Genomic DNA, 25,695 nt, shown 5'->3' with positions numbered 1-25,695 from the left:
AAATAATTAACCATATTTCAATCTTGAAAGCTCTTACAAAGAATTTAAACTAAAAATAAATTCTGTCAGCCAGAAATATGGCAGCCTTACGGAATATCTCCATATCATTTCTGTATATATAAAAAGGTCCCTTTCTACTTAAGATTATAGAAAGGGACCTGCCTATTTACAACTTATGCGAGAATCACATGTTTGATTTCAAAGCTGCTGCAGTCAATGCTCGGAATGCGCATATCTTTATTCCTCATCATACTCCAGCTCCTGATCAGTCACTTCATCATAAGCGCGACCGCCGCGCCACAGCAGCAGTGTGATGATTAGAAAAGCGACCAGCGCCATAAATGGAATCGTAATAAAGCCGAGCAGTTCAAAATAGGACTGGTTGCAGGGAACTCCTGTCGTACACGGAGTCACACGGGCCAGTGCGGGAATGCGTTCTTCTGCATAATGATACAGAGCAATCAGACCACCTATAATGCTCAGCGGCATGGCATAGCTTACAATGCGGCGATCGCTGCGGTAAGCGGCAATCCCCAGCAGGATAACCTGTGGATACATGAAAATGCGCTGGAACCAGCATAATTTGCACGGTTCAAACTTGAGTACATCGCTCAGATAGAGACTGCCACCGGTCGCCAAAATCGCTATAATCCAGGCGAGAAAGAGATAATACGTTGCCAGAAATGGCTTGAAGCCACTTGTCTGCATCAGGATTATCCCTCCGATCCGGCAGCGGTCTTCGCCTGCTCAATCGCCTGCTTGAGTGCATTGTAGTCTCCCAGATCGCCGGTGTATGGTACACCATTGATAAAGATCGACGGCGTGCCGGGAATCTGCAGCGCCTCTCCCTTGTCATACTGGGCCTGGACTTGTTTGGCATAAGTCTCTTTCTCGATATCTTCACGCAGCTTGGCCGTATCGATACCAAGATTCGCTTTTTCCGCCAATTCGACCAGATAATCGGTTGTTGCCCATTCGGTATTCTCGTCTTTTTGATTTGCATAGACTGCATCCAGATAAGGCCAGAATGCTTCGCTCTTCTGCTGATGGACCGATTCTACCGCCAGAGCTGCTGTCTTGGAATCTTCAGCTATAAACGGGAAGTTAGAGAAGTACAGTGCTGCTGTACCGGTATTGATGTAATCTTTTTCGATCTGGGGAATAATCTGCTCGTTATACTGCTTGCAGATCGGGCATTTGAAATCGCCAAATTCCACAATTTTGACCGGAGCCTCGGCTTTGCCTTTGACCGGAAGCTGGGCATAATCAAATGTCGTCGGAGCTTTGCCATTCGTACCGGCAGTGTCTTTGTTATTGGGAATCAGAACGATCAGCAGCACCACAACCGCGATTACCGCGATTGTACCGATAATCAGATTCCGCATCGTTTTCCGCTGGCGTACACGTTCTTTTTCCAGACGTTCCTGATTTTTCTGACGCTTGATTTCCGGATTCATCTTTTTCTTGCCTGGTTTGGAATTAGACAACGGCTGCACCTTCCTCTCCTTCAAGAGCCAGCTTCGCCAGTGCTATCGCACCGCACAGTCCGGCATTGTCTCCAAGCCCTGGAGAGACGATATACTGATCCAGATTCTCCTGCAGGCTCGGATGCTGCACATAACCGTTCAGCAGCTTCTGGAGCTTCTGGCGGATCAGAGGGAACAGCTGCTCCTGCTTCATCACACCGCCGCCCATAATGATTTTCTGTGGGGACAGGATCAGTACATAGCTCATCAGCGCCTGTGCCAGATAATAGGCTTCCATTTCCCATGCCGGATGATCAGGCGTCAATTCGGAACCTTTGACTTGCCAGCGTTTCTCAATAGCAGGGCCTGCAGCCATGCCTTCCAGGCAGTCGCCATGGTACGGACAGAAGCCTTCAAAGGTATCTTCCGGATGACGGCGAACGAGAATATGTCCCATTTCCGGATGAGACAGTCCATGCAGCATTTTGCCGTCCACTACTGCACCTGCACCGATACCTGTACCAACGGTAATATACATGCAGCTGTCCAGTCCTCTGGCTGCTCCCCAGGTATATTCCCCGAGCGCTGCACCGTTTACATCGGTATCAAAGCTCATCGGAACCGGGAAATGCTGCTTCATATGTCCCACGATATCAAATTGTCCCCAGTGCGGCTTGGGAGTGGTTGTTATGTATCCGTAAGTCGGGCTGCCCGGAATCGGGTCGATCGGACCGAATGATCCAATCCCCAGCGCTTCAATGCCTTTTCCTTCAAAAAATGAAACCACATTCTGCATCGTGATCTCCGGTGTCTCTGTAGGGAAGCTGGCACGTTCGAGAATCTGTCCATCCTCTGTTCCAATACCGCATACAAATTTGGTACCGCCTGCTTCGATTGCTCCGAGTTTTCTCATAAATTCATGCGTCTCCTTTGCTTATCCTTTGGGATCATCTGTGATGAGCCTGCGTCCGTCTCTGATCATACGCCTTTTCTGTGTCGGACAAATGTCAGATCCATGTGGGGCTGTATGAGCCAGAGACGATGCAGAGCTTTACTTCTTTACCTTTTAGAGGTTACATATTCAGGGTAGATAGGCAGCCTTGTCATGAATGTAGGTTTCACGACTGGATCGATAACGATTTTTATAAATAACCATTCCAATTAATGGGCGGTATGGGTTACGAGCGGCTGCCGCCAAATACAAGCGTATTGCTGAGCAGTCGTCCGGCAGCAGTGATCGTGCGACCATTGGCATACATGCCGGAGGAAGCACCACCGTCAAGATTCATCGCATCCCGGGCACCGAGCTTCTGCATGACAGCAGCCCACTGCTTCATCGTTGCTCCCGGCACCGTAGCGATCATAACGGAACCGTCCGCCATAATGGCGATCCCACTGCGTGCACCGGAAGCATTCAGAATTTTAGGGTCCTGAAATCCTTCGGCTGCAGCGTTAAGCGTAATCTTGCCATTATCCACAAGACGTGGACCTGCGCCGACAGCTGTTACTACATCCTGCCATGGAATATCCTTGCCATGCATATCCTGATATTCGATATTCATCTCTACACGGGCTCCCGGCTGAAAGCGGTCGGCGGTCGACTTCTCACTGCCGGTATAGACGATGACATATCCATTTGTGGGAATAGCTGTATTTTTATTATTCGCTTTACGGGTGACTTTCCCCTGCACGACAGTAACGGCTACCCCTCCGCTGAATCCGGTTGTTGCTCCGCGATCCGGCGTATAGACGATCGACGTACTGGCCGAAGCTCCCGGCGTACGGTTAAACCAGGTTGCATACCAGCTGGAGCTTCTGCCCTGTACCGGAGTGACCGTACCGGTGACCGAGAGGCGCAGACTGTCCATCATCGCCGTGCCATCTTTGGTAAATCCAATCGTTGTCCCATAGCGGCCTAGATGGATCAGACGTCCACCGGAGATCAGCGTGCCATAAGGGTCCGGCGGACCACCGTACGCTTCGAAAAAGGCACCGTTGATTGCAGCGCCGGCTCCATAGGAGCGGGCTATCGAGGTCAGCGAAGCGGTACGACCAACCTGGCGGTCCGCCAGTCCGACGGCTGTAGCGGTGCCTTTGGGAATACGTACAGTCTGCACGGTAAACGTACGGCCGGCTGCCGTTACTTTTTGCACAGATGTCTTAAACGTCGACGATCCGGCAGCGACCGCAGTCGTTGAGGCGGATGGCAGTACCGACAGGATGAGCGCCATACAGAGCAGCATTACAGTACTGCGAGTGAATGGAAGAAGTACGGGCGTCTTTTTCATTTAAAACACACCCACTCCCAGCATCGAACAGAGACTCTTGATCTCCAGCTCTTCGAATTTGGTCGTAATCGCATCATCATCCAGCAGCAGCAGACACTCGTCCAGCGTGCAGACGACCGGGACATGACGATGAATCGTGGCGAGTCGGCGGGACAGATGCAGCATGTCCAGATCCGCTTCGATCTTTTTGCGAACCGAAGGGGTCAGGTGCTCCAGATTCTCCAGAATGCCCTCAATTGTTCCGTATTCCTTGACGAGCTTCACGGCCGTTTTCTCCCCGATGCCTTTGACACCTGGATAGTTATCGCTCGCATCGCCCATCAAGGCTTTCATATCGATAATCTGTGCGGGTGTGAGTTCCTTTTCTTCCAGCAGTGATTCGGGGGTGTAGACTCTGTAGTTGCCGTAGCCTTTTTTCATAATAATAACGCTGGTACGGTGATCAACCAGCTGCAGCATATCATGATCTCCGGTCAGGATGAGCACTTCCATATCCTGCTCCAACTCGCGGGAAATGGTGCCGATGCAATCATCCGCTTCATATCCCGGTGCACTCAGATTCGGAATGCCCATGCTCTCAGTCACTTCCAAAATGAGGTCAAACTGCGGAATCAGATCATCCGGCGCAGCTGTCCGGTTACCCTTGTAAGCGGCGAATTCCTCACGGCGAAAAGTCTGGGTACCCAGATCCCAGCAGCAGGCGATATGGGTCGGTTCATACAGACGAACCGCATCCCACAGATAACGTACAAATCCATAGACCGCATTGGTCGGAATGCCGGATTGGGTGCGGCGGATATAACCCGTCTGGGCAGTAGCATAATACGCGCGGAACAGCAGTGCCATACCGTCGACTAACATCATTTTACGTTCTTTAAGTTCTGTCAATTGTGTCTTCTCTCCTATACATATGAAACCAGTTTGACTATATCATACCGAATATCCAGCTGACTGTACAACTGTTCACAGCAACCAATTGTTCGGCTGAATTTCCGGATTCTCATGTCGTGCCGGTACTCGGCTAATATGGACAGTGGATTAGCTCCTCTCACGATTAAAATACGAACATAACCAAAAGCTCCCTTCCAGAAAAGAAAGGAGCTTTTGGTTGGGAAAACCATGTAAATGGAAAATCTTCTGCGTAATCTTTATACAGATATTCTGTATGAGATTTTCCGTATATTTATTCCAAATTATGCTTTCCAGGCGGATTCATACATGTCTGCTTTGAAGCCGACAGTAACCCGGTCGCCATCCGTAACGATCGGACGCTTGATCAGCTTGCCATTCTGGGACAGCAGTTCCAGCTGCTCCTCGGGACTCATGTCAGGCAATTTGTCCTTGAGGCTCATCGATTTGTACACTTCACCGCTGGTATTGAAGAACTTTTTCAGTTCCAGCTCACTGTGCTCCACCAGTTCGCGCAGATGCTCTGCACTCGGCGGGGATTCAACGATATGCACCAGATTCAGTTCATGCCCCTGTTCACGCAGCCATTTAATGGCGTTGCGGCAGGTGCTGCACTGTGGGTACTGATATACGGTTAATTTACTCATAACAACGAATTCTCCTTTGATCGTAAACTTGATATCTGTAAGGCCGATCTTTATTTTACGAAATGGTCACCCTGTCCATACATGGTCAGCCCAATTGACGCAAAGCGGCATCCAGCAGAGCCAGATCTTCGGGCAGTGGTGCCTGAAAAGTCATATACTCCCCATTTGCCGGGTGAATAAAGCCCAGCTCATACGCATGCAGTGCCTGACGACCTGCGAGCTGATCCAGCTTGCGTATAGCTTGAGAGGGTACGACCTGCTCGGCTTCCATATTGGCAGAGGCATCGGCTATTATTTTCAGCGGAATCGATTGTTCATCATTTGCGGATGTCGTTGATTCGGCAGCAGGCAAAGGCGGTGCATACCCGTACATCCGGTCGCCAATCAGCGGACAGCCGATATGCTTCATATGCACACGGATCTGGTGGGTGCGGCCGGTCTCCAGCTGCAGAGAGACAAGTGAGGCATCATGCCCCGCAAATGCTTCTACTACGCGGTAACGGGTAGCCGCGTGATAGCCATCCGGCGTCACAATCCGCACATGCGGCTGATCCGGATCGCGATCAATTGCCCCTTCGATTCGACCTTCGGCAGGCTGCGGCAGATGATGCACATAGGCCAGATACGACTTGAATACCTGATCATTGATCATCTGCTCGGAGATATGCTGGTGTACGTACGGATTTTTGGCGATTGCCAGCACACCCGACGTATCCTGATCAAGACGATGCACCGGACGGAAACGAAACTGCTCGCCCTTTTGCTGCCAGTAATGGACGACTCCATTGGCGAGCGTATCCGTATAATGACCATGTGTCGGATGAACGATAATACCCGCCTTTTTATTCACGATCAGCAGATGCTCATCTTCATAAATAATATCCAAATCCATCGGCTGAGGCAGGATATCATCCGAGGATTCCCGCTCCATGCGCACCTCGACCGTATCGCCGGCGATGACCTTATGATCGACATAGACACGCTCTCCATTCAACTTGACGCCATGCTCGGTCAGCTTGATCCGGGACGTCAGCTTGCGGGAGACGCCCATGCGCCGATTCAGTATGGTCTTCAGCAGCATGCCTTCATCCTGCGGTTCGACCCGGTAGATGATCGGATCATAATAGATTTTCTGTATTTCCTGTTCACTGTTCATTCCTGTGACACGTTCCTCTCAGCTGCGGCGAAATACTTTTTGACTGCGTACATATTCGATATCGGCTACACCGGTACGCACATTGGCTGTACGGGCTACGACAAAGAAATAATCGGACAGCCTGTTCAGATACTGGCGAACTGCCGGATTAATTTCCTCGGCTGCACCAAGTGTAACGGTACGCCGTTCCGCACGGCGGCAGACGGTACGGCATACATGCAGCGCTGCAGCCAGCGCATGACCGCCCGGCAAAATAAAACGCTCCAGCTGCGGATTCTCCACTTCGTACCGGTCGATCCATTCTTCCAGACGTACCGCCATCTCTTCATGGACTTTGTATTTGTTCTCACTCAGTTTGACAAAGGCCAGATCCGAGCCGCAGTCAAACAGCTCCTGCTGAATCAGCAGCAGATCTTCACGCAGATCCGCGAATATCTCGCCCTCTGATAGTGCAGCCGCCTGTCCGACAAAGCTGTTCAATTCGTCGATCGTACCATAGGCCTCGACACGGATATCATCCTTGCTCACTCTTCCGCCAATAACAGAGGTCTGCCCTTCATCACCTGTTCGTGTATAGATGCCCATCAGCGTTCCTCCCTGTTCCATCATTTAACCTACTCTTCCCCGGAAATGTATTCTCCCAGGAAGAGTGCATAATAACCCGATACGATCCCAGCGTCAGGGTATCATCATTATTCTTATTCAATCATTGCCTTCAGTACTTTGACTGCATTATCATGATTGGCAAAAAGCGGTATGGTCGCATACAGATCATCCTTGGTGTAACCGATCTCCTTGAATACCGCCATCTGATTCACCGGAATGGCAAACAGATGCTCTTTTTGCTTGGCTGGATCGGTATCTTCTTCATTGGCAGCCCCTTTGGTGACTCCCTTGGCATAGGTTTTGGCATCAAAATCCTGATCCAGTACCAGATGCCCTCCACTTGCCGCATATGATTTCATATCGTTTTCCGGCAGAATAATAATATCATCCATATGGTCTACATATTCCAGTACCAGCTTCTCCGGTGAATACACCGGTGTCGTGCTCACCGTTACCGTCAGGCTGCTGCCCAGCTTCTGCTGGATTTTCTGTTGAATCTGTTGGGCCATTTCCTGCGGAAATCCTTCTGTTCCCATAATGAACACTTTGACCTGGTTCGGATCTTTTTGCTGATTGCCTCCACAACCAGCCAGCAGGCCGACCAGAAGCAAACAGATTGCCAGTATGATTCCTTTTGTCCATGCCTTCACGGGTGTTCCCCCTTCAACTTAGCTACAATTCATCATACCATAGCTTTCCGGCGTAAAAAAAGAAGACCCTGCATCAGGATCTTCGGCATATGTTCGAATATAACTGCGTATGTATCAGCAATAACTTGGTCTATACCATTTCTATGCTTTCTACATGATTCTATAATGAAGGTTTCTTATTCGTAAGTCGCATATATTCATTGATTTTGAGATCCAGCATCATGCTGACTTCCAGTACATCATCTGCGATGAACGACTGCTGTTCGATGAATAATTGTTCCATCTGGCTGCGGAGTACACGAATCTCATTTTCCAGGGAAAGTAATTGTCTGGCTCTGATTGACTCCGGCTGCTGCGGCCAGACAGTCTGATTTTCCGAGAGCATCAGCCCGCGGTAGATCGGACCCGGATATTCCGTACAATACAAATAATTACCTCCTTCAAAATAAAATTCCTGCTTCCGAAGACCTATTATAGCACAGGTGATCTGAAATGGAAGCAGAAATTTGGTCTAAAGGAGATAATAAGATATTTTTGTGACAATTGGTATTACTGGAAATTATTTAATTTTGGCAACAAAGGAACCGATCCGTTCCAGTGCCTCACTCAGCTGGGCAACAGAGGTAGCATAAGAGCAGCGAATAAAGCCTTCGCCGCCAAGCCCGAATACGGTGCCGGGTACGGCTGCTACGCGGCCTTCCAACAGCAGCTGCTGAGCAAATTCCTCCGAAGTAAGTCCGGTGGATTGAATGCTCGGGAACGCATAAAAGGCTCCCTGCGGCTCATGGCATTCCAGACCGATCTGACGGAATCCCTCGACAATCAAGCGTCTGCGCCGGTTGTACGACTCCACCATCTTGTCCTTTTCACCGAGTCCGTTCGTCAGCGCTTCGAGCGCAGCGACCTGACCCATCACCGGTGCACACATGACGGTATACTGGTGAATTTTGAGCATGGCCGAGATCAGATCCGGATGTCCGCAGGCGTAGCCCATCCGCCATCCGGTCATGGCAAATGCTTTGGAGAAGCCGCTCACCAGAATGGTGCGGTCTTTCATCCCCGGAATAGAAGCAAAGCTGACATGCTTGGTGCCATAGGTCAGTTCGGCATAAATCTCATCGGAAATAACGATCAGATCGTGCTTTTCCACCACTTTGGCAATCGGCAGCCAGTCTTCATACGTCATGATCGCTCCTGTCGGATTGCTCGGATAACAGAGAATCAGAATTTTGGAACGCGGTGTAATGCTTTTCTCCAGCGCTTCGGCAGTCAGCTTGAAGTTATCGCTGGCAAAGGTTTCGATACCTACCGGCACACCCCCGCCGATCGCTGTGATCGGTGAATAGGAAATGTAACACGGCTCCGGAATCAGAATCTCATCTCCCGGTGCGATCAATGCGCGCAAAGCCAGATCAATCGCTTCACTGCCGCCGACGGTGACGAGGATCTCGTCTTGTGGATCATAGGAGGTTTTGAATTCATTTTCCAGATAACCGGCAATCGCTTCACGCAGCTCCGGCATACCGGCATTGGACGTATAGCGCGTATACCCGCGCTCCAACGAGTAGACACAGGCTTCGCGCACATGCCATGGTGTGGTGAAATCCGGCTCTCCGACGCCAAGTGTAATAATATCCTTGCTGGCACTTACCAGATCAAAAAACTTGCGGATACCGGAAGGCTTTATTTCACGTACAAGCGGTGACAGATACGAATTCATCGACCTGGGCTCTCCGGCTGGCTGTTCACGGTTGACAATCATAGTAGTCCTCTTCCTTTACGGGGAAATAATCAGGCGCTGGTCATCTTCATTCTCTTCGAAAATAATGCCATCCTGTTTGTATTTTTTAAGAATGAAATGAGTTTTCGTTGACAGTACGGACTCAATGGGAGACAGCCGTTCGGACACGAAGCTGGCTACCTCTTTGAGGTTCTGGCCTTCCACTTCGACCAATAGGTCATAGGCGCCGGACATCAGGTAGACGGATTTCACCTGCGGATACAGATAAATGCGCTCTGCAATTCCTTCGAATCCACGGCCGCGCTCCGGTGTGATCTGTACTTCGATCAGTGCGGTAACGGTCTCTTCATCGACTTTGCTCCAGTTGACGACAGTGGCATACTTGACGATAACATGGTCATCTTCCAATTCCTGAATTGCCTGTTTAATCTCGGCTTCCTCTACACCCAGCAGCGTCGAAATCAGCTGTGGTGTGCGCCGTGCATCTTCTTTTAACAGATCAAGTACCTGCAGCTTAAGCTCGCTCAGTTCCTTCATAAATGTATGGCCTCCAAGTGCGAAAGATTAATATTAAATATTACACGAAACGTATACTTCTGCAACCCCCGGACCGCCTGCCACTCCTGTATATGACCATCTGCACGTTATAAAAAGAGTGTAGATGCTTCATTGTTACTTTGTGGAACTATGGCCTTAACGGTACCATCTACAGCCCGATTGCCGCGCTGCTGCACGCGGGTGAGCTTATCGGTATTCACCGGCCAGAGCTGGAGCTGTTCAGCCTGACCCATATTTCCAAACTTTCGCCCTCTTCATCAACCGATGCTCTGATCATATCTGCAAATAGAAAGGCACCTGCGGCTAACTGATCTCCTCTGATCAGCTGCCGCAGGCGCCGTTTGGCTAATTCATACTTTTTATCAATATAAATGATTACTTGTTGTCCTGGTGACGAGTCAGATGGTCAATCATGCGCAGACGCTCTTCTTCGCCCAGACTCTGATGCACGTGGAAGCAGCTCGGGCATACATACACATTCACCTTGAACGGAGCCTGCAGGAAAGCCAGTTCCTTGCCGGCGGACTGATTCGGTGTGAATCCGCTTGCTCCGTGCTCCTGCGTACCCGCCAGCAGCATGTATTCCTGACAATGCGGACACTGCGGAATCTCTTCCTGCTTGTCCAGCAGCCGCTCGACGTTTTCTTCATAATCGACCATCTTGAAATTCTCATCGCCGTACTTTTCGATCGTTTTCAGGGAAGAGAGATTCGGCTGGTGGAACAGCTCCGCTTCATCCAGCAGGGTAGTCGCCCGGGAAGCGATAGAACTTTCGCGCTCGGGCTTCTGCTCTTGCTGGGCTGCACGAACAGCTGCTTCGTATTGTTGTTCCTCTTCTTCGCCTTCGTCCAGGTCAATATTCAGCGTGCGGTAACCGTTCAATTCATTACCGCAATGGGGGCAGGACTCTTCCGGTCCGAATTCCGGGTCCCATACGATCTCGCTGTGACACCATGGGCATACTGTTGTATCCATTATTTTATTCCCCTCATCTATGCATTTGGTTATTATTTCGAACAGAGGATAGACTTACTGTCCTGTTCATTCCCGTATTAATTGTAGATTGCCGCTCCGATAACATACGATAATGAAATCGATATGATCATGGAAATAAAACCAATAGCCCGGTTATCGGAAGCAATTTCGCGGTCGATATTAAATACTGGGGTCAAAAACTCGAATAAGAAGTACGCTGCCAGCAGCAGCATGAAGCCGATCAGTGACCATCCCAGGCTTTCGTACACCGTACTGTGCGCTTCTATCGAGAACCGCATAATATTGCAAATACCGAATATTTTACCGCCGGTAGCCATCGCTGCGGCCATATTGCCGCGCTTGATCTCATCCCAGCATTTATATCGGGTCACTAGTTCAAAGCACCACAAAAATACGATTAGCTGCAGCACCGCGACAGAAAAATAACCTATCATCATTCCGACCGGATGTGCCAGCAGGGGATCAATATAATCCTTCACGTCACTTCGTAACTCCTTCCGGTTATGAAATCATCCACAAATCATCGTAGTCAATACGTGCGAGATCTACAATGGTTTCAGATCGGATCATTTCAATTCAGCAACAGTGACACCTGTGCCACCTTCGCCGTAGTTACCGGTACGGAAGCTTTTGACATGCTTGTGACGACGCAGGTAATCCTGAATCCCGGTGCGCAGCACACCCGTTCCTTTTCCGTGAATAATGTATACCTGACCCAGATTGGCGAGAAATGCCTCATCCAGGAAGCGGTCCACATCGATCAGTGCTTCTTCCACATTGGCACCGCGCAGATCCAGTTCGGAACGTGTATTGTCGTCCCGCGAGCGCTGTACGGTAGTCACCTGTTTGCGCTGAGGAGCAGCAGCTTTGGCGGATTCGATCAGTTCCAGATCGCTCAGCGCCACCTTCATTTTCATGATGCCCATCTGTACGGTTGCTTCCTTGGAACCGGACAGCTCCACCACATGTCCCCGCTGATTGAAGCTGTGTACCATGACTTCATCACCGGGACCGATCGGTTTGTTTTTCTTATCCGGCTTGGCGGTACTTTTCTTCTTGATCCGCTGTGCAGGGGCAGCTTCATCGAGCTGTCTGCGGGCAGCAATCAGGCGGTGCTCCTTGACCGAAGCGCCTTCTTCCTGCGCCATCTTGCGAAGTGAGCTGATCACTTCATCCGCTTCCGCACGCGCTTTGGCCAGAATCTGGCGGGCTTCTTCTTCGGCTTTGTCGAGACGCTTGTCACGCTGCTCTTCCAGACGGGCAAGATCGCGTTCATAGCGTGTACGCAGCTCCTCCATCTGCTGACGCAGCTTGGCGGCTTCGTTGCGGTCCGCTTCGGCGCTCAGACGATTCGTTTCGAGGGAAGCGATCATCTGCTCGACACGCTGGTCTTCTTCTCCGACTTCACCGCGGGCACGCTCGAGTATCGCTCCCGGCAGTCCCAGACGCTCGGCAATCGCAAACGCATTGCTGCGTCCCGGTACACCAATCAGCAGCCGGTAGGTCGGACTCAGTGTATTCACGTCAAACTCCATGCTCGCATTGATGACGCCCTTGCGGTCATAGGCATAGGCCTTGAGTTCGCTGTAATGCGTAGTCGCAATCATCCGGCAGCCCTGGGCATGAATATGCTCCAGAATAGCGATCGCCAGTGCAGACCCCTCTGCCGGGTCTGTACCTGCCCCCAGCTCATCGAACAGCACCAGACTTTTCGGAGTCATCTGCTTCAGGATAGAGATAATATTGGTCATATGGCTGGAAAAAGTACTGAGGTTCTGCTCAATACTCTGCTCGTCTCCAATATCCGCATAGATCGCATCGAATACGCAGAGCTGGCTGCCTTCGTCGGCAGGGATGAACAGACCGGACATGGCCATCAGGCTGAGCAGGCCTACCGTTTTGAGGGTAACTGTCTTACCGCCGGTATTGGGACCGGTGACGATGATGCTGGAATAGGTGTTGCCCAGCTCGAGATCAGTCGGTACCACATACTCGATCGGAATGAGCGGGTGACGTGCCTTTTTCAGTTTGAGGAATCCGCGATCGTTCATGATCGGGCGGCTGGATTTCATGGCGTGAGCCAGTCTCGCTTTGGCAAAAACAAAATCCAGCTGGGCGAGCGTCTCGACATCATAGCCCAGCAGCTCGGCCTGATCTGCGACCTGCGCGGTAAGCTTCTGCAAAATGACTTCAATCTCGCGCTCTTCCCGCAGACGAGCTTCACGCAGCTTGTTGTTCATCGCCACAATAGCTTCGGGCTCGATAAACAGAGTTGCTCCTGAACCGGATTGGTCATGTACGATACCGCCAAAGTAAGAACGATACTCGGCTTTGACCGGAATCACGAATCGGTCGCCACGGATCGTCACGAGCTGATCCTGCAGCATCTTGGCTACCGTCTGGGAGCGGATCATGCCATCGAGTTTCTCCCGGATACGGACTTCGCCGGAACGAAGTTCACGACGGATCGCCGCCAGCTCGCTGCTCGCTGAATCCATAACATGAGCCGAGTCATCGATACAGGCACGAATGGCTTTTTCCAGCGGGCGCTGATCGGATAACAGTTCAATCAGATCTGCCAGCCATGGCACCGGGTTCTCTTCATGGACACTTTCCACATGACGGGCAGCACGGCGCCCGCCCATGATCGTATTGGCAATGCCGAGCAGCTCGGACGGGCTTAATGTTCCCGCGATCCGGGCACGGCTGACTGCAGGACGTATATCTACAATTCCGCCAAAAGGCGGTGTTCCTTTGAGCCGATCAACGGTGGCCGCTTCATCGGTAGCCTGAAGCAGCTTTTTGACGTACTCCAGGTCGGTATCCGGCTCCAGCGACAGAGCGGTCTGCTTGCCGATGGAAGTAGCCGCATAACCGGCCAGCATATCTAAAATTTGACCATACTGCATCGTATGGAATATTTTATTATTCAACGTGGTGACACTCCTCTGTAACAAACATAATCGGTCTATCGATCTTCTTTCACAAAGCGCTATTCCCAGCTCTTTGCCGAAAAATCCGCTTCCATTCTATTATACACCGTGACTGAATTTTCACAAAATCATCGCATGACAAATCATGGAAGAATGCGCTATGATAGAAAGGATGAGGAGGGATTATTTATGAAAAAATACATCGTTGCCAGTATGACCATCGCGATGATGCTGCTAACCTCTGCCTGCGGCAGCCAAAGCGAGACATCCGAACATGCGAACCACCAGCAAAGCGGTGTTACTGATACAGGAGTTGCTACATCCGATAATACATCCGGTACTGCCCAGGGCGCACAGCTGGTCGTCAAAGCGACCAACTATCAATTTGACCAGCCGGAATACCATGTCAAAAAAGGGGAACCGGTCACGATCGTATTTGATAATGTACAGGGGAATCATGGTCTGATGATTCCTGCCCTGAATGTGAATCTTAACGCACGTGATTCTTCCATCACAGTAACTCCGCAGGAAGCCGGCACATTTGATATGGCCTGCTCCATCATGTGCGGCTCCGGTCACAGCAGCATGGTAGCCAAGCTGATTGTCGACGAAGCTTGATCAGATTCCACTGACTGTTCTGATAATGCACATACGATGAAAATACACCAAAACCCCTTGTCTGACCCAGCACAATGCCAATTGTGACCGGTAATCAGACAAGGGGTTTTATTTTGCTGCTAGGGCTGATTCTAGTTCTGATCCTGTTCGATCAGTTCCAGCCATTCATTATGCTCTACCTGAAGCTGCAGATGCTGCTCACGCAGGACATCCAGCTCACGCTGAATCCGTTCCTTTTCTTCCAGCTGGGCATCCCGCTCCACATGAATTAACCGCAGCTGATGGGTCATCATTTCATACTGATCCATCATTTCCTGCGTCTCCTGACTCTTCTGCTCCTGGGAGGTCTGCAGCTGTTCACACTCGCCGCGCCATCTCTGTTCGCTGGCTTCCAGTTCATGCAGCTGCTGTTCCTGCTGACGCTGCTGCTCGGCCATCTGCTCCATGCGTGACTGCCATTCCTGCAGCTGGGTACGCAGCTGCTGGCTCTGCTGCTCCAGTCGTCCGATTTCCTCCATATAGCCCTGCTCATTTAACACAGCTGCACGGTAATCTTCTTCCAGACGTGCATATCGCTGGTTCCAGCTGTCCACATCCTGCTGGGTCTCATCCAGCAGGGCTGCCTGCTGCTGATACTCCTGCTGCAGCCCTGCAATTCGTTCGTTCAGTACCGCAATATGCTCTGCGGACTGCTGACGGCTGTGTTCCAGCTCGGATTGTAACTGCTTGGTCTGCTGCTCCTGCTGTCCGGACAGCTCGCGCCAGGTCTCCAGCTCCTGCTGGTACTGTTCGTTCTCCTGACGTGCGACCGCCAGCTGATCTGCAGCTTCCCGCTGCTGCCGCTCCAACTGTTCCGCGGCTTCCTGACGATGCTGCTCCAGTTGATCTGCAGTGTCCTGGCGCAGCTGCTCCAGCTGCTGTTCCTGCTCGGCCATTTGACCGGACAATGTCGTATGCCGCTGCTGCTGCATGGACAGTTCACGCTGATAATGGCGAACTTCTTCTTCCTGCTGGGTCGACAGCTCGCGCCATGTATTCATCTCTTCCTGATATTGCGCCGATTCGGCTTGCAATCCGGACAGTTGGTCTTCCAGCGCGCGAATCTGCTCTCCTGCAGCGGTGAACTGCTGCTGAAGCTGCTGTTCCTGTTCGGTCAGTCGGTTGACCTGTGCTTCCAGCTGAACCGAGCTCTGCTGCCAGTGATCGGCTTCTTCGTGCGATTGGGTCGCAGACGTGGTCAGTTCCTCGACCTGCAGATGCAGCAGTTCGATCTGTCCGGCAAGGTCATCCCGCTGCAATGTCAGCTGGGTCAGCTGGTCCTCCAGCTGGCTGATCTGTTCATCCCGCTGCTGCTGTGCCAGCTCCAGTTCCAATTTCAGCTGGGTCAGTTGATCCTCATGCTGCTCGGACAGGCGCTGCCATACTGCTGCTTCTTCCCGCACTTCCGCCGTAGTCAGGTTCAGCTGTTCCAGCTGCTGCTCACGTGCATTTAACTGATCCTGGAGCTCCTCATACTGCTGACGGATGGAGGACAGCTCCACCTGCAGCTGCTGCATCTCCTGCTCATGCTGGCCGGACATCTGCTCCCAGGTGGATACTTCTTCCTGTGCCTCTGTCAGTGAAATGCGTGCTTCTTCCAGCTGCTGCATATAGGCTGCTAGCTGATCGTCCAGTTCCTGACGACGCTGCTCGGCTTCGGTAAGCTGCATACGCAGCTCGCCCAGCTGATCCTCGTACTGACCAGACAATTCGGTACGAATCTGTTCGGCGCTCTGTTCCAGCTCCTGATAGCGCTGCTGCCAGGATTCGATCTCGGACTTCACCTGTCCGGCTTCTTCCCGTGCGGTATCCAGCTGTCCGCTTAGTTCGGTCAGCTGCCCTGCCGCTTCCTCCTGCTGCTGTCGGAGTACTTTGTATTCGCTGCGAATCTGGTTCAGCTCGTCTTCCTGCTGCTGGGACAGCTCACGCCAGGTCTCGGATTCTTCGCGAACTTCGGCCATTCCTTTTTCCATCTGGCTGTTTTTGGAGCGCACTTCTTCCAGCTGGGCATGTAAAAAGTCGTTATCTTCCTCCAGTGCAATTTTGCGCTGCTGCGCCTGATCATGCTCCTGCTGCAGGGTGAACAGCTGCTCTTCGAGCTCTGCACTGCGCAGCCGGAGCTGTTCTTCATTTTCGGTCAGCTGCATGATCTCGATCTGCAGTTCTTCCACTTTGTCCTGCATGGTTTTCTCTATCGTACGGTATTGATCTTCGGCGGTCTGCGCAGCTTTTTGCGCCTGTTCCAGCTGCTGACGCAGCTCCTGGCCGGATTGCTGATACTTCTTGTTCTGTTCATCCAGCTGCTTGTTCTGCTGCTGCATGCCGCTCAGCTGCTCGCGGGTCTGCGCTAGTTCCTTTTCGGCTGTCGTCAGATTGGTAGTCAGCTGCTTACGCTCGGCCTGCTGCTGGCTGGCCTCTTCCTGCAGCTTGCGGATCATCTCCTGCTGCTCCTGCTGGACAGCCTGCAGACGCTCCACCTCGTGTGCCAGACGCTGCTGCTCCGCAATCGCCGTATCCAGTTCGGCACGGTCGGTTGTGGACTGGATCGCTTCCTCTGCCATATGTACGGCTGACAGAATCGCCAGCTTGGTCGTATCGAGATGGCTGTGCGCCTTGGATATGCTGTGCATGTGCTCATCGACATACTGAGCCACTGATTTCATGTAGTCGGCACTGCTGCCAACTAATTTATATGAAGTCCCATAAATGTTAACGGTGACTCGAATTCGGTCGTTTGTTGTCACAGTCGTGCCCTCCTTTGCTTGCCGGACGGTTCATCGTCCACGTTGATTATCGTTTATTTTAACGTATTTACGCCAATTTTATTATCAAAATATATTGCATGTATTCATCGCCATATTCGGTATAAGCACAAAAAGGCTGACGATACTGGAACATCCTCGTCAACATTTTGCAGCTGTATACTCAGCCTGCGTCCTTCTGCCGGGAATGATGCGGTGCGGCAGAACAGATCAGCCACTGCCTGTCATAAACTGCGCACATCCATTTTAGCTGTGCAGCGCGGTGAGTACAAGCAGTATCTATGAATTTGCAAAATGCTCCTGTGTATATTCTAGAGGTGTATGAACAAAAAAGCCACATCGACGTGTAATTCGATGTGGCTTTCCATTATTCCTGCTACTTTACAGTAAGATGATTCTTTATTTTACAAATCAATTATTGAAGAATTCGCTTATTTGCGAAGTTCGGCCTGGAACTGTTCAGCCAGACGGGCAATCACCTGCTCATGAACGCCGGTAACTTCCTCATCGGTCAGTGTATGCTCCTGGTGACGATAGACCAGTGCGATCGCGACACTCTTCTTGCCTTCACCTAGACGCTCGCCTTTGAAGACATCGAATACCTGTACCGATTCCAGCAGTTCGCCGGCTGACTCACGAATCGTATTCAGCAGATCACCTGCTGGAACTTCATCGTTTACGACAACAGCGATATCGCGCTGTACGGAAGGATAACGAGGCAGTTCACTGTACGTAATCTGCTCACTCACCTGGTCATACAGTGGTGCCAGTTCGATCTCGGCCACATAGGTATCTTCCAGATCGGCTTCACGCTGGATATCCGGATGAATCTGACCGATCGTTCCGATGCGCAGCTCCTGTGTGCCGGTATGCAGATAGACAGATGCAGAACGTCCCGGATGATAGCCTTCCGGCTGGTCGGCACGATAGGAGACGGATGCCTGCAGACCGAGATAGCCAAACAGTCCATCCAATGCCCCTTTGATATCAAAGAAATCGACGCGATCATTGGCCGTATTCCATTGTGCCTGCTGACGGCGTCCTGTCAGCAGCAGTCCGAGCAGCGGCACTTCCTGCGGCTGGCGGGTCAGCTTCTCTTCATCACTGAAGAAGGCCATGCCGAGTTCGAACAGTGCCAGATTCTCCTGCTTGCGATTGCGGTTATACGAAGCAATCTCCAGCATATTGGATACGAGTCCGGTACGCAGTACGCTGCGTTCCTCGCTCATCGGCATCGCCAGCGCTACATCGTGGTTGCTGCCACGCAGCTGAGGGAACAGCTTATTTTTGTCCGGATGGGTAAAGGAATAGCTGATCACTTCATTATAGCCACCATGCACGAGCAGACGACGAATCGTACGGCGCAGACGCTGCGGACGGGTCAATGCACCCGGTGTGGTGGCGCCTTCGATCGCTGTCGTCGGGATATTGTCATAGCCGTACAGACGAGCCACTTCCTCGATCAGATCCACATCGCGCTCGATATCGCCGCGGCGTGTCGGAATACGGATTTCCAGCTGATCCTGGGCATAATCGCCACAGGCGAAATGCAGACGGCCAAAGATCGTTTTCACTTCCAGCATGGACAGCTCGGTACCGAGGTAACGGTTGACCTTACTGAGGGACAAAATAAGCGTTTTTTCTTCCGGCTGCTTCACGACCTGCTCCACTACACCTTCATGGATCATGCCATGCGCATAACGGGCGATCAATTCGGCTGCACGGTTCAGTGCAGGAACGACTGCGGCAGGGTCCACTTCTTTCTCAAAACGAAGGCTTGCTTCGGAACGCAGTCCCAGACGACGGGAAGTCTTACGCACCGTACCACCATCGAAGCGAGCCGATTCCAGCAGGATGTTCACAGTACCCGAAGTCACTTCGGTATCCGCTCCACCCATGACGCCAGCCAGGCCCACAGCCTTGCCGCCGCTTGCGATAACGAGCATGCGCTCATCCAGCTTGCGCTCTTGATCATCCAGCGTCTTGAGTACTTCGCCTTCACGACCCATACGCACTTCAATCGCGCCGCCGCTCAATGTATCGGCATCGTAGGCGTGCAGCGGCTGACCGTATTCCAGCATGACAAAGTTGGTAATATCGACCACGTTATTAATCGGGCGAACGCCGGCAGCGATCAGGCGATTCTGCATCCACAGCGGGGATGGAGCTACCTGAATACCGCTAATATAACGCGCCGAGAAATGACTGCATTCCTGCTGGGCTTCGATGCTTACAGAGATATGATCGCTCGCCGCGTCGCCGCCTTCCACCACATTCACTTCCGGCAGTCTCACTTCGCGTCCGAGAATCGCCCCTACTTCATAAGCGGCACCGATCATGCTCAGGCAGTCCGAACGGTTCGGTGTCAGGTCAAAGTCTAATACTTCATCATTCAGTCCGAGCAGTTCGACCACCGGAGTACCGATCTCGGTCTGTTCCGGCAGTACGAGAATGCCTTCCTGCTGTTCCTTGGGCAGCAGCTTGTCGTTGATACCCAGCTCTTTGGCAGAACAGATCATGCCCTGGGAGAGCACGCCGCGCAGCTTGGCTTTTTTGATATGAAAATCGCCCGGCAGCTTCGCGCCGATCAGCGCTACAGGTACTTTTTGTCCGGCATCGACGTTTTTGGCGCCGCAGACGATCTGCAGATCTTCTTCCTGTCCGGCATCCACGATACATACATTCAGTTTATCCGCATCCGGGTGTTTTTCCTTGCTTTTTACATAACCGACCACGACGCCGGTAATCCCCTGATTACGCTGTTCCACACTGTCGATCTCGATCCCGGCACGGGTAATTTGCTCAGCGAGGTCCTCTGCGTGTACTCCTTCCAGAGACACATACTGAGACAGCCATTGTGTTGATACTTTCACAGTCCGTCCACTCCTTTAACATTATATGCTTTGTTTCATGTGTATTCGTTTGCTGCTTGATATTCTTTTAGCGACGCCATGCTGCCTTTTGCAGATCCATGAATTTTGCATGATCCATGGAATCATTGTGCGCTCCGATGCAATTATACTCGGCTGCTCTGCTGTTCAGGCACTTTCAACCTTCAGGCTTACAGATGGGAGAACTGGCTCAGGAAACGCATATCATTGCTGTAGAAATGACGGATATCATCGATACCGTATTTCAGGATAGCGATACGCTCTACGCCCATACCAAAAGCAAATCCACTGTATACTTCCGGATCAAATCCGCCCATTTCCAGTACTTTCGGATGGACCATACCGCAGCCCAGAATCTCGATCCAGATGCGCTCGCCGTTCTTTTTGGTAAAGGTTACATCGACCTCGACACTCGGCTCTGTGAACGGGAAGAAGCTTGGACGCAGACGAATCTCGGTCTGTTCGCCGAACATCTCGCGGGCAAACTGCAGCAGTGTTCCCTTGAGGTCACTCATACGAATGCCTTTATCAATCACCAGTCCTTCGATCTGGTGGAACTGGAAGGAATGCGTAGCATCGTCATCATCGCGGCGATATACGGCACCCGGGCAGATCACTTTCAGCGGCGCCTGGCCTTTGGCGGCTTCCATGGCGCGGATCTGGATCGGTGAAGTCTGTGTACGCATCAGCAGATCTTCCGTCAGGTAAAAAGAATCCTGCATATCACGTGCCGGATGGTTCTGCGGCAGGTTCAACGCTTCAAAGTTATAATAATCCGTCTCGACCTGAGGACCTTCGGCTACACGGTAGCCCATGCCGATAAAGATATCTTCCAGCTCTTCAATGACCTTGTTCAGCGGATGGATGCTGCCCTGTGTCATCGGGCGCCCCGGCAGGGTAACGTCTACCTTTTCTGCCTGCAGGCGCTGATTGGTCTCTGCTCTGACGAATTCCGCCTGTTTGCGGCTGATCACTTCCTCAATGGATTCGCGTACTTCGTTGGCGATTTGTCCGACAACCGGACGCTCTTCCGCACTCAGTTTACCCATACCGCGCAAAATCTCGGTCAGTGCTCCCTTTTTACCGGAATATTTGACGCGCAGCTCGTCCAGCTCCTTGGGTGTGGCTACCTGCTCCAGCACCTCCAGCGCTTCCTTCTGCAAAGCAAGCAAATGCTCTTTCATTTGAACCGTTTCGCTCATTGCCATTTTCCCCTTTCGTTGTATCCATCTTTTGCTCTGTAACCAACAAAAAAAGGCCTTCTCTCCCGTAAGGGACGAAAAGACCGTGGTACCACCCTTGTTAGAAATACATAATGCAGCCAGCAGACGGGAATACAGCTGAACATCAATAACCGTCAGCTTGCTCCTGTGCCCTGTGGCATCATTACCATTTCTCGCTCAAAACGATGATAACGGATCGTTAGACCGGCTATCCCTACTGTGCCTTGTGCTTATGATCATGATAAAGGCTCTGTCAGTCGACAAAGGAATCGTGTTCACAGGCAGACGGTTCAGGAAGCTGCTCCGGAGTGAATTTCAACAGTCTTGTTCCCGGAAAATGCTCTCAATCCATGGCATTCTCTCCCTGTAGGGCAGTACTGTCTACTGGTCTCCATCGTTGCAGATGTCATTGTTGCATGCATGTACATGTACAGATACTAATAGATGCTAATAGATACTAATAGATACTAATAGATACTAATAGATACTAATAGATACTAATAGATACTAATAGATACTAATAGATACTAATAGATACTCATTATTGTACAAACTTCACTCTCTCCCGTCAACGGTTAAAGCGTTCCAACTCACGCCGCAGCTGCCTGATTTCCTGCTCCAGCGGCGTGATGGCACCCGGTGAGGAAGAACGCTGCGTCGCTGCGGCAGATGGATCTGCTGCGTCTGTGTCCGATTGAGGTGCCGACTGTATAGTAGGGGCTCTGTCTGCAGCCGCTGATGCCGGATGATTCTGTTCTGCCGAAGCGATTAACTGCGCCAGCTTGAACTCCAGCAGCAGCCGTTCATCATTGGCCTCCTTGCCGCCGGAATTCTGCTCCTGCTGCCTGCGCCGGATCGACTGTTCATACTCCTCCATATTGCCCTCGAAAAGAGTGCCTTGCCCTTTTCCATCCAATAGGAGCAGGCGATTGGCCAGCTTGCGCACAAGCATACGGTCATGGGAGACCAGTACAATCGTACCGCTGTAGCTCTGAAGTACCGACTCGATCACTTCCTGGGCAGCAATATCCAGATAATTGGTCGGCTCATCCAGAATCAGCAGATTGGCTCCTCCAAAATACAGCCGGATCAAAGCGGCACGGCATTGTTCGCCCATGCTCAGTGTGCCGATGACCTTGTGTACATCTTCCCGTCGAAACAAAAAGCAGCCCAGAATGGTCTGTGCCTCTGTTCGCGTCATGCCAGGCAGAAGCAGCAGGCTATCCAGCAGTGTCAGCTCCAGCGGCAGATCTTCCAGCTCCTGTGAAAAGTAGCCAATCTGCAGAGCTGGATGACGACGGATCTCTCCCTGCTGCGGTTCCAGCTGTCCCAACATTAGCCGCAGCAGCGTGGTCTTGCCCGTGCCATTGGCTCCGGTGACAGCGAGCCGATCACCACGTTCCACGCTGAAGTTGATCCCTGCAAATAGCTGTGCTGCCTGATGACGATTCGCATTCAGCGGCAGATCATCCTTTGCCGGATTGGCTTGTGTGGCTTTGGTTTCTTCGAATAATTCAGGTTCTCCAGTGGAAATGGATGGAGCGTCACCAGTCTCTCCAGATAAAGAATAACGAAAATGAACATCATGGAACTCCAGTAATGTATGACCCTTGAACTCACCAGCCTCCAGTTCAAAATGCAGCCGATCGCCTTCACGCGGCTTGTCCACCCGCTCTGCTTCCAACCGCTCCAGCTCCTTTTCTTTGGCATGATAACGGGAAATGTTTTTCTTGGCTTTGGCTTTGTAATAACTCGTCGTAATCTTCACTTCACTTTGTTCACCAGCGGCATCATGGGCTTTGTTGAACCAATCACGGTAGCGGCGGATCGATTGTTCGAGTGCCTTGCGCTGCTGTTCCTGCTTTTTGTACATCGCTTCCTGGGTGCGCAGCTCCTGTTCCTTGTGTGCACGGTATTCACGGTATCCACCTCTGTAAGTGGTCATCCCGGCAGGTGTCAGCTCACAGACCGAGGTCGCCAGACGATCGACAAACTCCCTGTCATGCGAGACAAACAGCAGGGCGCCGGTATATTCACGAAGACGCTGCTCCAGCCATTCCATCGTCTCGATATCCAGATGATTGGTCGGCTCATCGAGAATCAGCAGCCGGGTATCCCGCGTCAGTACTGCCGCCAGACGTACCCTTGTTTTCTGTCCGCCGCTCAGGCTGCTATACGGCATGGTCCACAGTTCCTCGCCGATACCAATCTGTGTGAGCTGCTTCTCGACCTCGACTTCCCATTGGAATCCCTGCAGCTGTTCATACTGCTCCATCCGCATGCCATACTGCTCCAGCACTTCGTTATATCGGTCGGGAAATTGCAGAATATCTGGATCATTCAGCTGCTGCTCGTAGTGATCCAGCACCGTACGCAGCGACCACAGCTCCCGCTTGCCCTGCCGGGCCACTTCCAAGACGGTCCGCTCCTGCTGCATATCTTCCTCATCTTCCTGCTGGCGCATCCAATCCCAGTGTTCCAGGGGCAGCATGCGTTCCACCGTTCCCTCTGTCGGATACTCTTCACCCATCAGAATGCGAATCAATGTCGTCTTGCCGCTGCCGTTAAGACCGATCAGAGCGAGACGTTCCTCGCTCTCCACCTGCAGATTCACCTGTTCAAAAATCATCTTGCCATTCCAATCCTTGGCCAGATTACGTACGCGTGCTATTGTCGTCATTCGTCATCATCCTCTCCATATGCCGGAAAACCATCCGGAATCCAATAAAAAAACCGCGACGGCAGAAGCCTCGCGGTTGATATACAGGAGAAGATGTACTGTTATTCATATCTATAATGATCCATTTCCGGCTCATGCCCGGTATCAGCCTGTATGCTGCTGTCACAGTGTAGTTCTCCGCCAAACGGATATCATCGCTGTGTATGCAAAATGATCGGGCTGTCAGACGCAAAAGCCGAAAGAAAGTACGGATGTTCATAAATGCCCTGTTAACCCGGCATTTCATCGATCCCTGTAGAGATATCAGGTATCGATCACATATACTCCGTATGGAACCACCCAATTGTCATTATAGCTATATGAAGAAAGACATACGAACCCCGTTGCATCAGCCGCATTAGCTGTCTGCCTGCGCTTGCCATCTGCAGTTAATAGGGACGTTCGCATTATTACTTCATCAGACAATTGGTTACCTCTCATTTCTGCGGAGTTGTTCAGCTGTTACTCACTTGGGCAGCCGACAAGACCATTCTACCAAATACAGGAACAGATTCCAACTATCTGTTGATCTAAATTAGACTTGAGGCAGTCCAGTTGAATATAATAAGCCATGTTGCAATCCTACTGTATCGATACTTTTGGTAATGAAATGGAGTGGATGGATTTGAGTACAAGTTATCTTTTACTGCATGGTCTGGGGGGCAGTGGTCCGGAGCACTGGCAGACCTGGTTGTGTCAGCAGCTGATCGAACGCGGTCATAGAGTATATTATCCGCGCTTTCCCGATCATGATCTGCCATCCAAGGAAGTATGGCTTGGCGAATTGAATGAACTGATGGCCTCAATTCCGCAGGAAGAGGAATTAATCGTACTTACCCATAGCCTTGGCTGCCTGCTGTGGCTTCATTACGCTGCAAATGAATCCGTTCGCCGTGTTCGCCAGGCTGTGCTTGTCTGCCCTCCTGCTGCGGATACCACACTGGAAGAAATCAGCAGCTTTTTCCCGCTGCCTCCAGCGGAGCAGATCACTCTGGCTGCAGAGGATGCGCTAATTATCCAGTCATCCAATGATGAATATTGCTCGCCTGTACAGACATTGTTCTATCAGCAGCTTGGCGTGCCTGTACTGCTGCTTCCCCATATGGGGCATATCAATACCGCTTCCGGCCACGGACCATGGCCGCTTATTCTGGAACTTGCCCTGACAGGTGCTGTGCCTGTGCAGCAGATGTTGGCCTCACCTGCACGAACTTCCTGATCTGTCTGTACTTCGCAAGTCTGCACAGAGCTCGTTCGGATGCCAGCTCTCTTAATGAATGGAAGGCTGGCTGGATCAATATCGTATTGTAGTTGGTTCATATTATTGTACGATCCATCATTGCGCTGCTGCTGCAAGATACATTATATAGTGTTTCGACAGTAAAATAATGCTGCAGCAAAAAGCCTGTCTACTTCGTGGTCAAGCCCCTATTTTGTAGACAGTTAAAAAAGCCCCATCAAGCAAACTGGCGTCGGTACTCTACCGGCGTCAG

The 25,695-nt window shown here is 51.4% G+C and carries 21 protein-coding genes; 2 read left to right on the top strand and 19 right to left on the bottom strand.

Annotated features, from left to right (window positions below):
• Positions 1 to 237 precede the first annotated feature (237 nt).
• The 15 genes from WH45_RS16275 to WH45_RS16205 all read right to left on the bottom strand — a co-directional run bounded on the left by WH45_RS16275 (position 238) and on the right by WH45_RS16205 (position 13,950).
• On the bottom strand, positions 238 to 708 hold the full coding sequence (locus WH45_RS16275) for a disulfide oxidoreductase (RefSeq protein ID WP_046215488.1): 471 nt from the start codon (positions 706 to 708) through the stop codon (positions 238 to 240).
• A 5-nt stretch (positions 709 to 713) separates the two neighbouring features.
• Positions 714 to 1,496, bottom strand: a complete 783-nt coding sequence (locus WH45_RS16270; RefSeq protein WP_052723817.1) for a DsbA family protein — start codon at positions 1,494 to 1,496, stop codon at positions 714 to 716.
• A complete protein-coding gene (locus tag WH45_RS16265) occupies positions 1,480 to 2,379 on the bottom strand; it encodes an ROK family protein (RefSeq protein WP_046215487.1) in 900 nt (299 codons plus the stop codon). The genes WH45_RS16270 and WH45_RS16265 overlap by 17 nt, the downstream gene beginning before the upstream one ends.
• A gap of 265 nt (positions 2,380 to 2,644) precedes the next feature.
• On the bottom strand, positions 2,645 to 3,754 hold the full coding sequence (locus WH45_RS16260) for a phosphodiester glycosidase family protein (protein WP_046215486.1): 1,110 nt from the start codon (positions 3,752 to 3,754) through the stop codon (positions 2,645 to 2,647).
• Positions 3,755 to 4,618 carry a 5'-3' exonuclease gene (locus WH45_RS16255; RefSeq protein WP_046215662.1) on the bottom strand — a complete coding sequence of 288 codons (864 nt, stop codon included), beginning with the start codon at positions 4,616 to 4,618 and terminating at the stop codon, positions 3,755 to 3,757.
• Positions 4,619 to 4,947: 329 nt separating this feature from the next.
• Positions 4,948 to 5,310: an arsenate reductase family protein gene (locus WH45_RS16250; protein WP_046215485.1), complete on the bottom strand. Its 363-nt coding sequence runs from the start codon at positions 5,308 to 5,310 to the stop codon at positions 4,948 to 4,950.
• 85 nt (positions 5,311 to 5,395) lie between these two features.
• Positions 5,396 to 6,466 carry an RluA family pseudouridine synthase gene (locus tag WH45_RS16245; protein ID WP_046215484.1) on the bottom strand — a complete coding sequence of 357 codons (1,071 nt, stop codon included), beginning with the start codon at positions 6,464 to 6,466 and terminating at the stop codon, positions 5,396 to 5,398.
• 18 nt (positions 6,467 to 6,484) lie between these two features.
• Positions 6,485 to 7,051 carry a cob(I)yrinic acid a,c-diamide adenosyltransferase gene (locus WH45_RS16240; protein ID WP_046215661.1) on the bottom strand — a complete coding sequence of 189 codons (567 nt, stop codon included), beginning with the start codon at positions 7,049 to 7,051 and terminating at the stop codon, positions 6,485 to 6,487.
• A 113-nt stretch (positions 7,052 to 7,164) separates the two neighbouring features.
• Positions 7,165 to 7,722, bottom strand: a complete 558-nt coding sequence (locus WH45_RS16235) for a hypothetical protein (protein WP_046215483.1) — start codon at positions 7,720 to 7,722, stop codon at positions 7,165 to 7,167.
• A gap of 160 nt (positions 7,723 to 7,882) precedes the next feature.
• Positions 7,883 to 8,149: an aspartyl-phosphate phosphatase Spo0E family protein gene (locus WH45_RS16230; protein WP_046215482.1), complete on the bottom strand. Its 267-nt coding sequence runs from the start codon at positions 8,147 to 8,149 to the stop codon at positions 7,883 to 7,885.
• A 132-nt stretch (positions 8,150 to 8,281) separates the two neighbouring features.
• Positions 8,282 to 9,484, bottom strand: coding sequence for an aminotransferase class I/II-fold pyridoxal phosphate-dependent enzyme (locus tag WH45_RS16225; protein WP_046215481.1), 1,203 nt, complete (start codon positions 9,482 to 9,484; stop codon positions 8,282 to 8,284).
• A gap of 15 nt (positions 9,485 to 9,499) precedes the next feature.
• On the bottom strand, positions 9,500 to 10,000 hold the full coding sequence (locus tag WH45_RS16220; RefSeq protein WP_046215480.1) for an Lrp/AsnC family transcriptional regulator: 501 nt from the start codon (positions 9,998 to 10,000) through the stop codon (positions 9,500 to 9,502).
• Between the two features lie 396 nt (positions 10,001 to 10,396).
• A complete protein-coding gene (locus WH45_RS16215) occupies positions 10,397 to 10,996 on the bottom strand; it encodes a hypothetical protein (protein WP_046215479.1) in 600 nt (199 codons plus the stop codon).
• A gap of 77 nt (positions 10,997 to 11,073) precedes the next feature.
• Positions 11,074 to 11,496 (bottom strand): DUF350 domain-containing protein, encoded by a 423-nt coding sequence (locus tag WH45_RS16210; protein ID WP_046215478.1) that lies wholly within the window; start codon positions 11,494 to 11,496, stop codon positions 11,074 to 11,076.
• Between the two features lie 87 nt (positions 11,497 to 11,583).
• A complete protein-coding gene (locus tag WH45_RS16205) occupies positions 11,584 to 13,950 on the bottom strand; it encodes an endonuclease MutS2 (RefSeq protein WP_046215477.1) in 2,367 nt (788 codons plus the stop codon).
• 189 nt (positions 13,951 to 14,139) lie between these two features.
• On the opposite strand from WH45_RS16205, the gene WH45_RS16200 reads away from it, so the two are divergent.
• Positions 14,140 to 14,568: a cupredoxin domain-containing protein gene (locus WH45_RS16200; protein WP_046215476.1), complete on the top strand. Its 429-nt coding sequence runs from the start codon at positions 14,140 to 14,142 to the stop codon at positions 14,566 to 14,568.
• 131 nt (positions 14,569 to 14,699) lie between these two features.
• On the opposite strand, the gene zapA is transcribed toward WH45_RS16200, so the two are convergent.
• From zapA to WH45_RS16180, 4 genes are all read right to left on the bottom strand, one after another.
• A complete protein-coding gene (zapA, locus tag WH45_RS16195) occupies positions 14,700 to 17,351 on the bottom strand; it encodes a cell division protein ZapA (protein ID WP_082096897.1) in 2,652 nt (883 codons plus the stop codon).
• Positions 17,352 to 17,800: 449 nt separating this feature from the next.
• Positions 17,801 to 20,242: a phenylalanine--tRNA ligase subunit beta gene (gene pheT / locus WH45_RS16190; RefSeq protein ID WP_046215474.1), complete on the bottom strand. Its 2,442-nt coding sequence runs from the start codon at positions 20,240 to 20,242 to the stop codon at positions 17,801 to 17,803.
• Positions 20,243 to 20,430: 188 nt separating this feature from the next.
• Entirely contained in the window at positions 20,431 to 21,444 is a 1,014-nt protein-coding gene (gene pheS / locus WH45_RS16185) for a phenylalanine--tRNA ligase subunit alpha (RefSeq protein WP_046215660.1), read from the bottom strand.
• Positions 21,445 to 22,051: 607 nt separating this feature from the next.
• Positions 22,052 to 24,163: an ABC-F family ATP-binding cassette domain-containing protein gene (locus WH45_RS16180; RefSeq protein ID WP_046215473.1), complete on the bottom strand. Its 2,112-nt coding sequence runs from the start codon at positions 24,161 to 24,163 to the stop codon at positions 22,052 to 22,054.
• A 664-nt stretch (positions 24,164 to 24,827) separates the two neighbouring features.
• Between WH45_RS16180 and WH45_RS16175 the strand changes: the two genes are divergently transcribed.
• The gene (locus tag WH45_RS16175) at positions 24,828 to 25,421 is read left to right on the top strand and encodes an RBBP9/YdeN family alpha/beta hydrolase (protein WP_052723816.1); all 594 of its coding nucleotides are present in this window, start codon (positions 24,828 to 24,830) and stop codon (positions 25,419 to 25,421) included.
• Positions 25,422 to 25,695 lie beyond the last annotated feature (274 nt).

The sequence above is a fragment of the Paenibacillus wulumuqiensis genome (assembly GCF_000971965.1).
Classification (GTDB): domain Bacteria; phylum Bacillota; class Bacilli; order Paenibacillales; family Paenibacillaceae; genus Saccharibacillus; species Saccharibacillus wulumuqiensis.
This window is presented reverse-complemented; position numbering and strand designations above follow the sequence as displayed.

Bases quoted from the DNA above. Each gene is read 5' to 3' on its own strand.
- WH45_RS16180 (WP_046215473.1), bottom strand. From the start codon at position 24,163: ATGACGACAATAGCACGCGTACGTAATCTGGCCAAGGATTGGAATGGC.
- WH45_RS16245 (WP_046215484.1), bottom strand. From the start codon at position 6,466: ATGAACAGTGAACAGGAAATACAGAAAATCTATTATGATCCGATCATC.
- WH45_RS16215 (WP_046215479.1), bottom strand. From the start codon at position 10,996: ATGGATACAACAGTATGCCCATGGTGTCACAGCGAGATCGTATGGGAC.
- WH45_RS16200 (WP_046215476.1), top strand. From the start codon at position 14,140: ATGAAAAAATACATCGTTGCCAGTATGACCATCGCGATGATGCTGCTA.
- WH45_RS16220 (WP_046215480.1), bottom strand. From the start codon at position 10,000: ATGAAGGAACTGAGCGAGCTTAAGCTGCAGGTACTTGATCTGTTAAAA.
- WH45_RS16255 (WP_046215662.1), bottom strand. From the start codon at position 4,618: ATGATGTTAGTCGACGGTATGGCACTGCTGTTCCGCGCGTATTATGCT.
- pheS (WP_046215660.1), bottom strand. From the start codon at position 21,444: ATGAAAGAGCATTTGCTTGCTTTGCAGAAGGAAGCGCTGGAGGTGCTG.
- WH45_RS16265 (WP_046215487.1), bottom strand. From the start codon at position 2,379: ATGAGAAAACTCGGAGCAATCGAAGCAGGCGGTACCAAATTTGTATGC.
- WH45_RS16250 (WP_046215485.1), bottom strand. From the start codon at position 5,310: ATGAGTAAATTAACCGTATATCAGTACCCACAGTGCAGCACCTGCCGC.
- WH45_RS16275 (WP_046215488.1), bottom strand. From the start codon at position 708: ATGCAGACAAGTGGCTTCAAGCCATTTCTGGCAACGTATTATCTCTTT.
- WH45_RS16225 (WP_046215481.1), bottom strand. From the start codon at position 9,484: ATGATTGTCAACCGTGAACAGCCAGCCGGAGAGCCCAGGTCGATGAAT.
- WH45_RS16240 (WP_046215661.1), bottom strand. From the start codon at position 7,051: ATGGGCATCTATACACGAACAGGTGATGAAGGGCAGACCTCTGTTATT.
- WH45_RS16260 (WP_046215486.1), bottom strand. From the start codon at position 3,754: ATGAAAAAGACGCCCGTACTTCTTCCATTCACTCGCAGTACTGTAATG.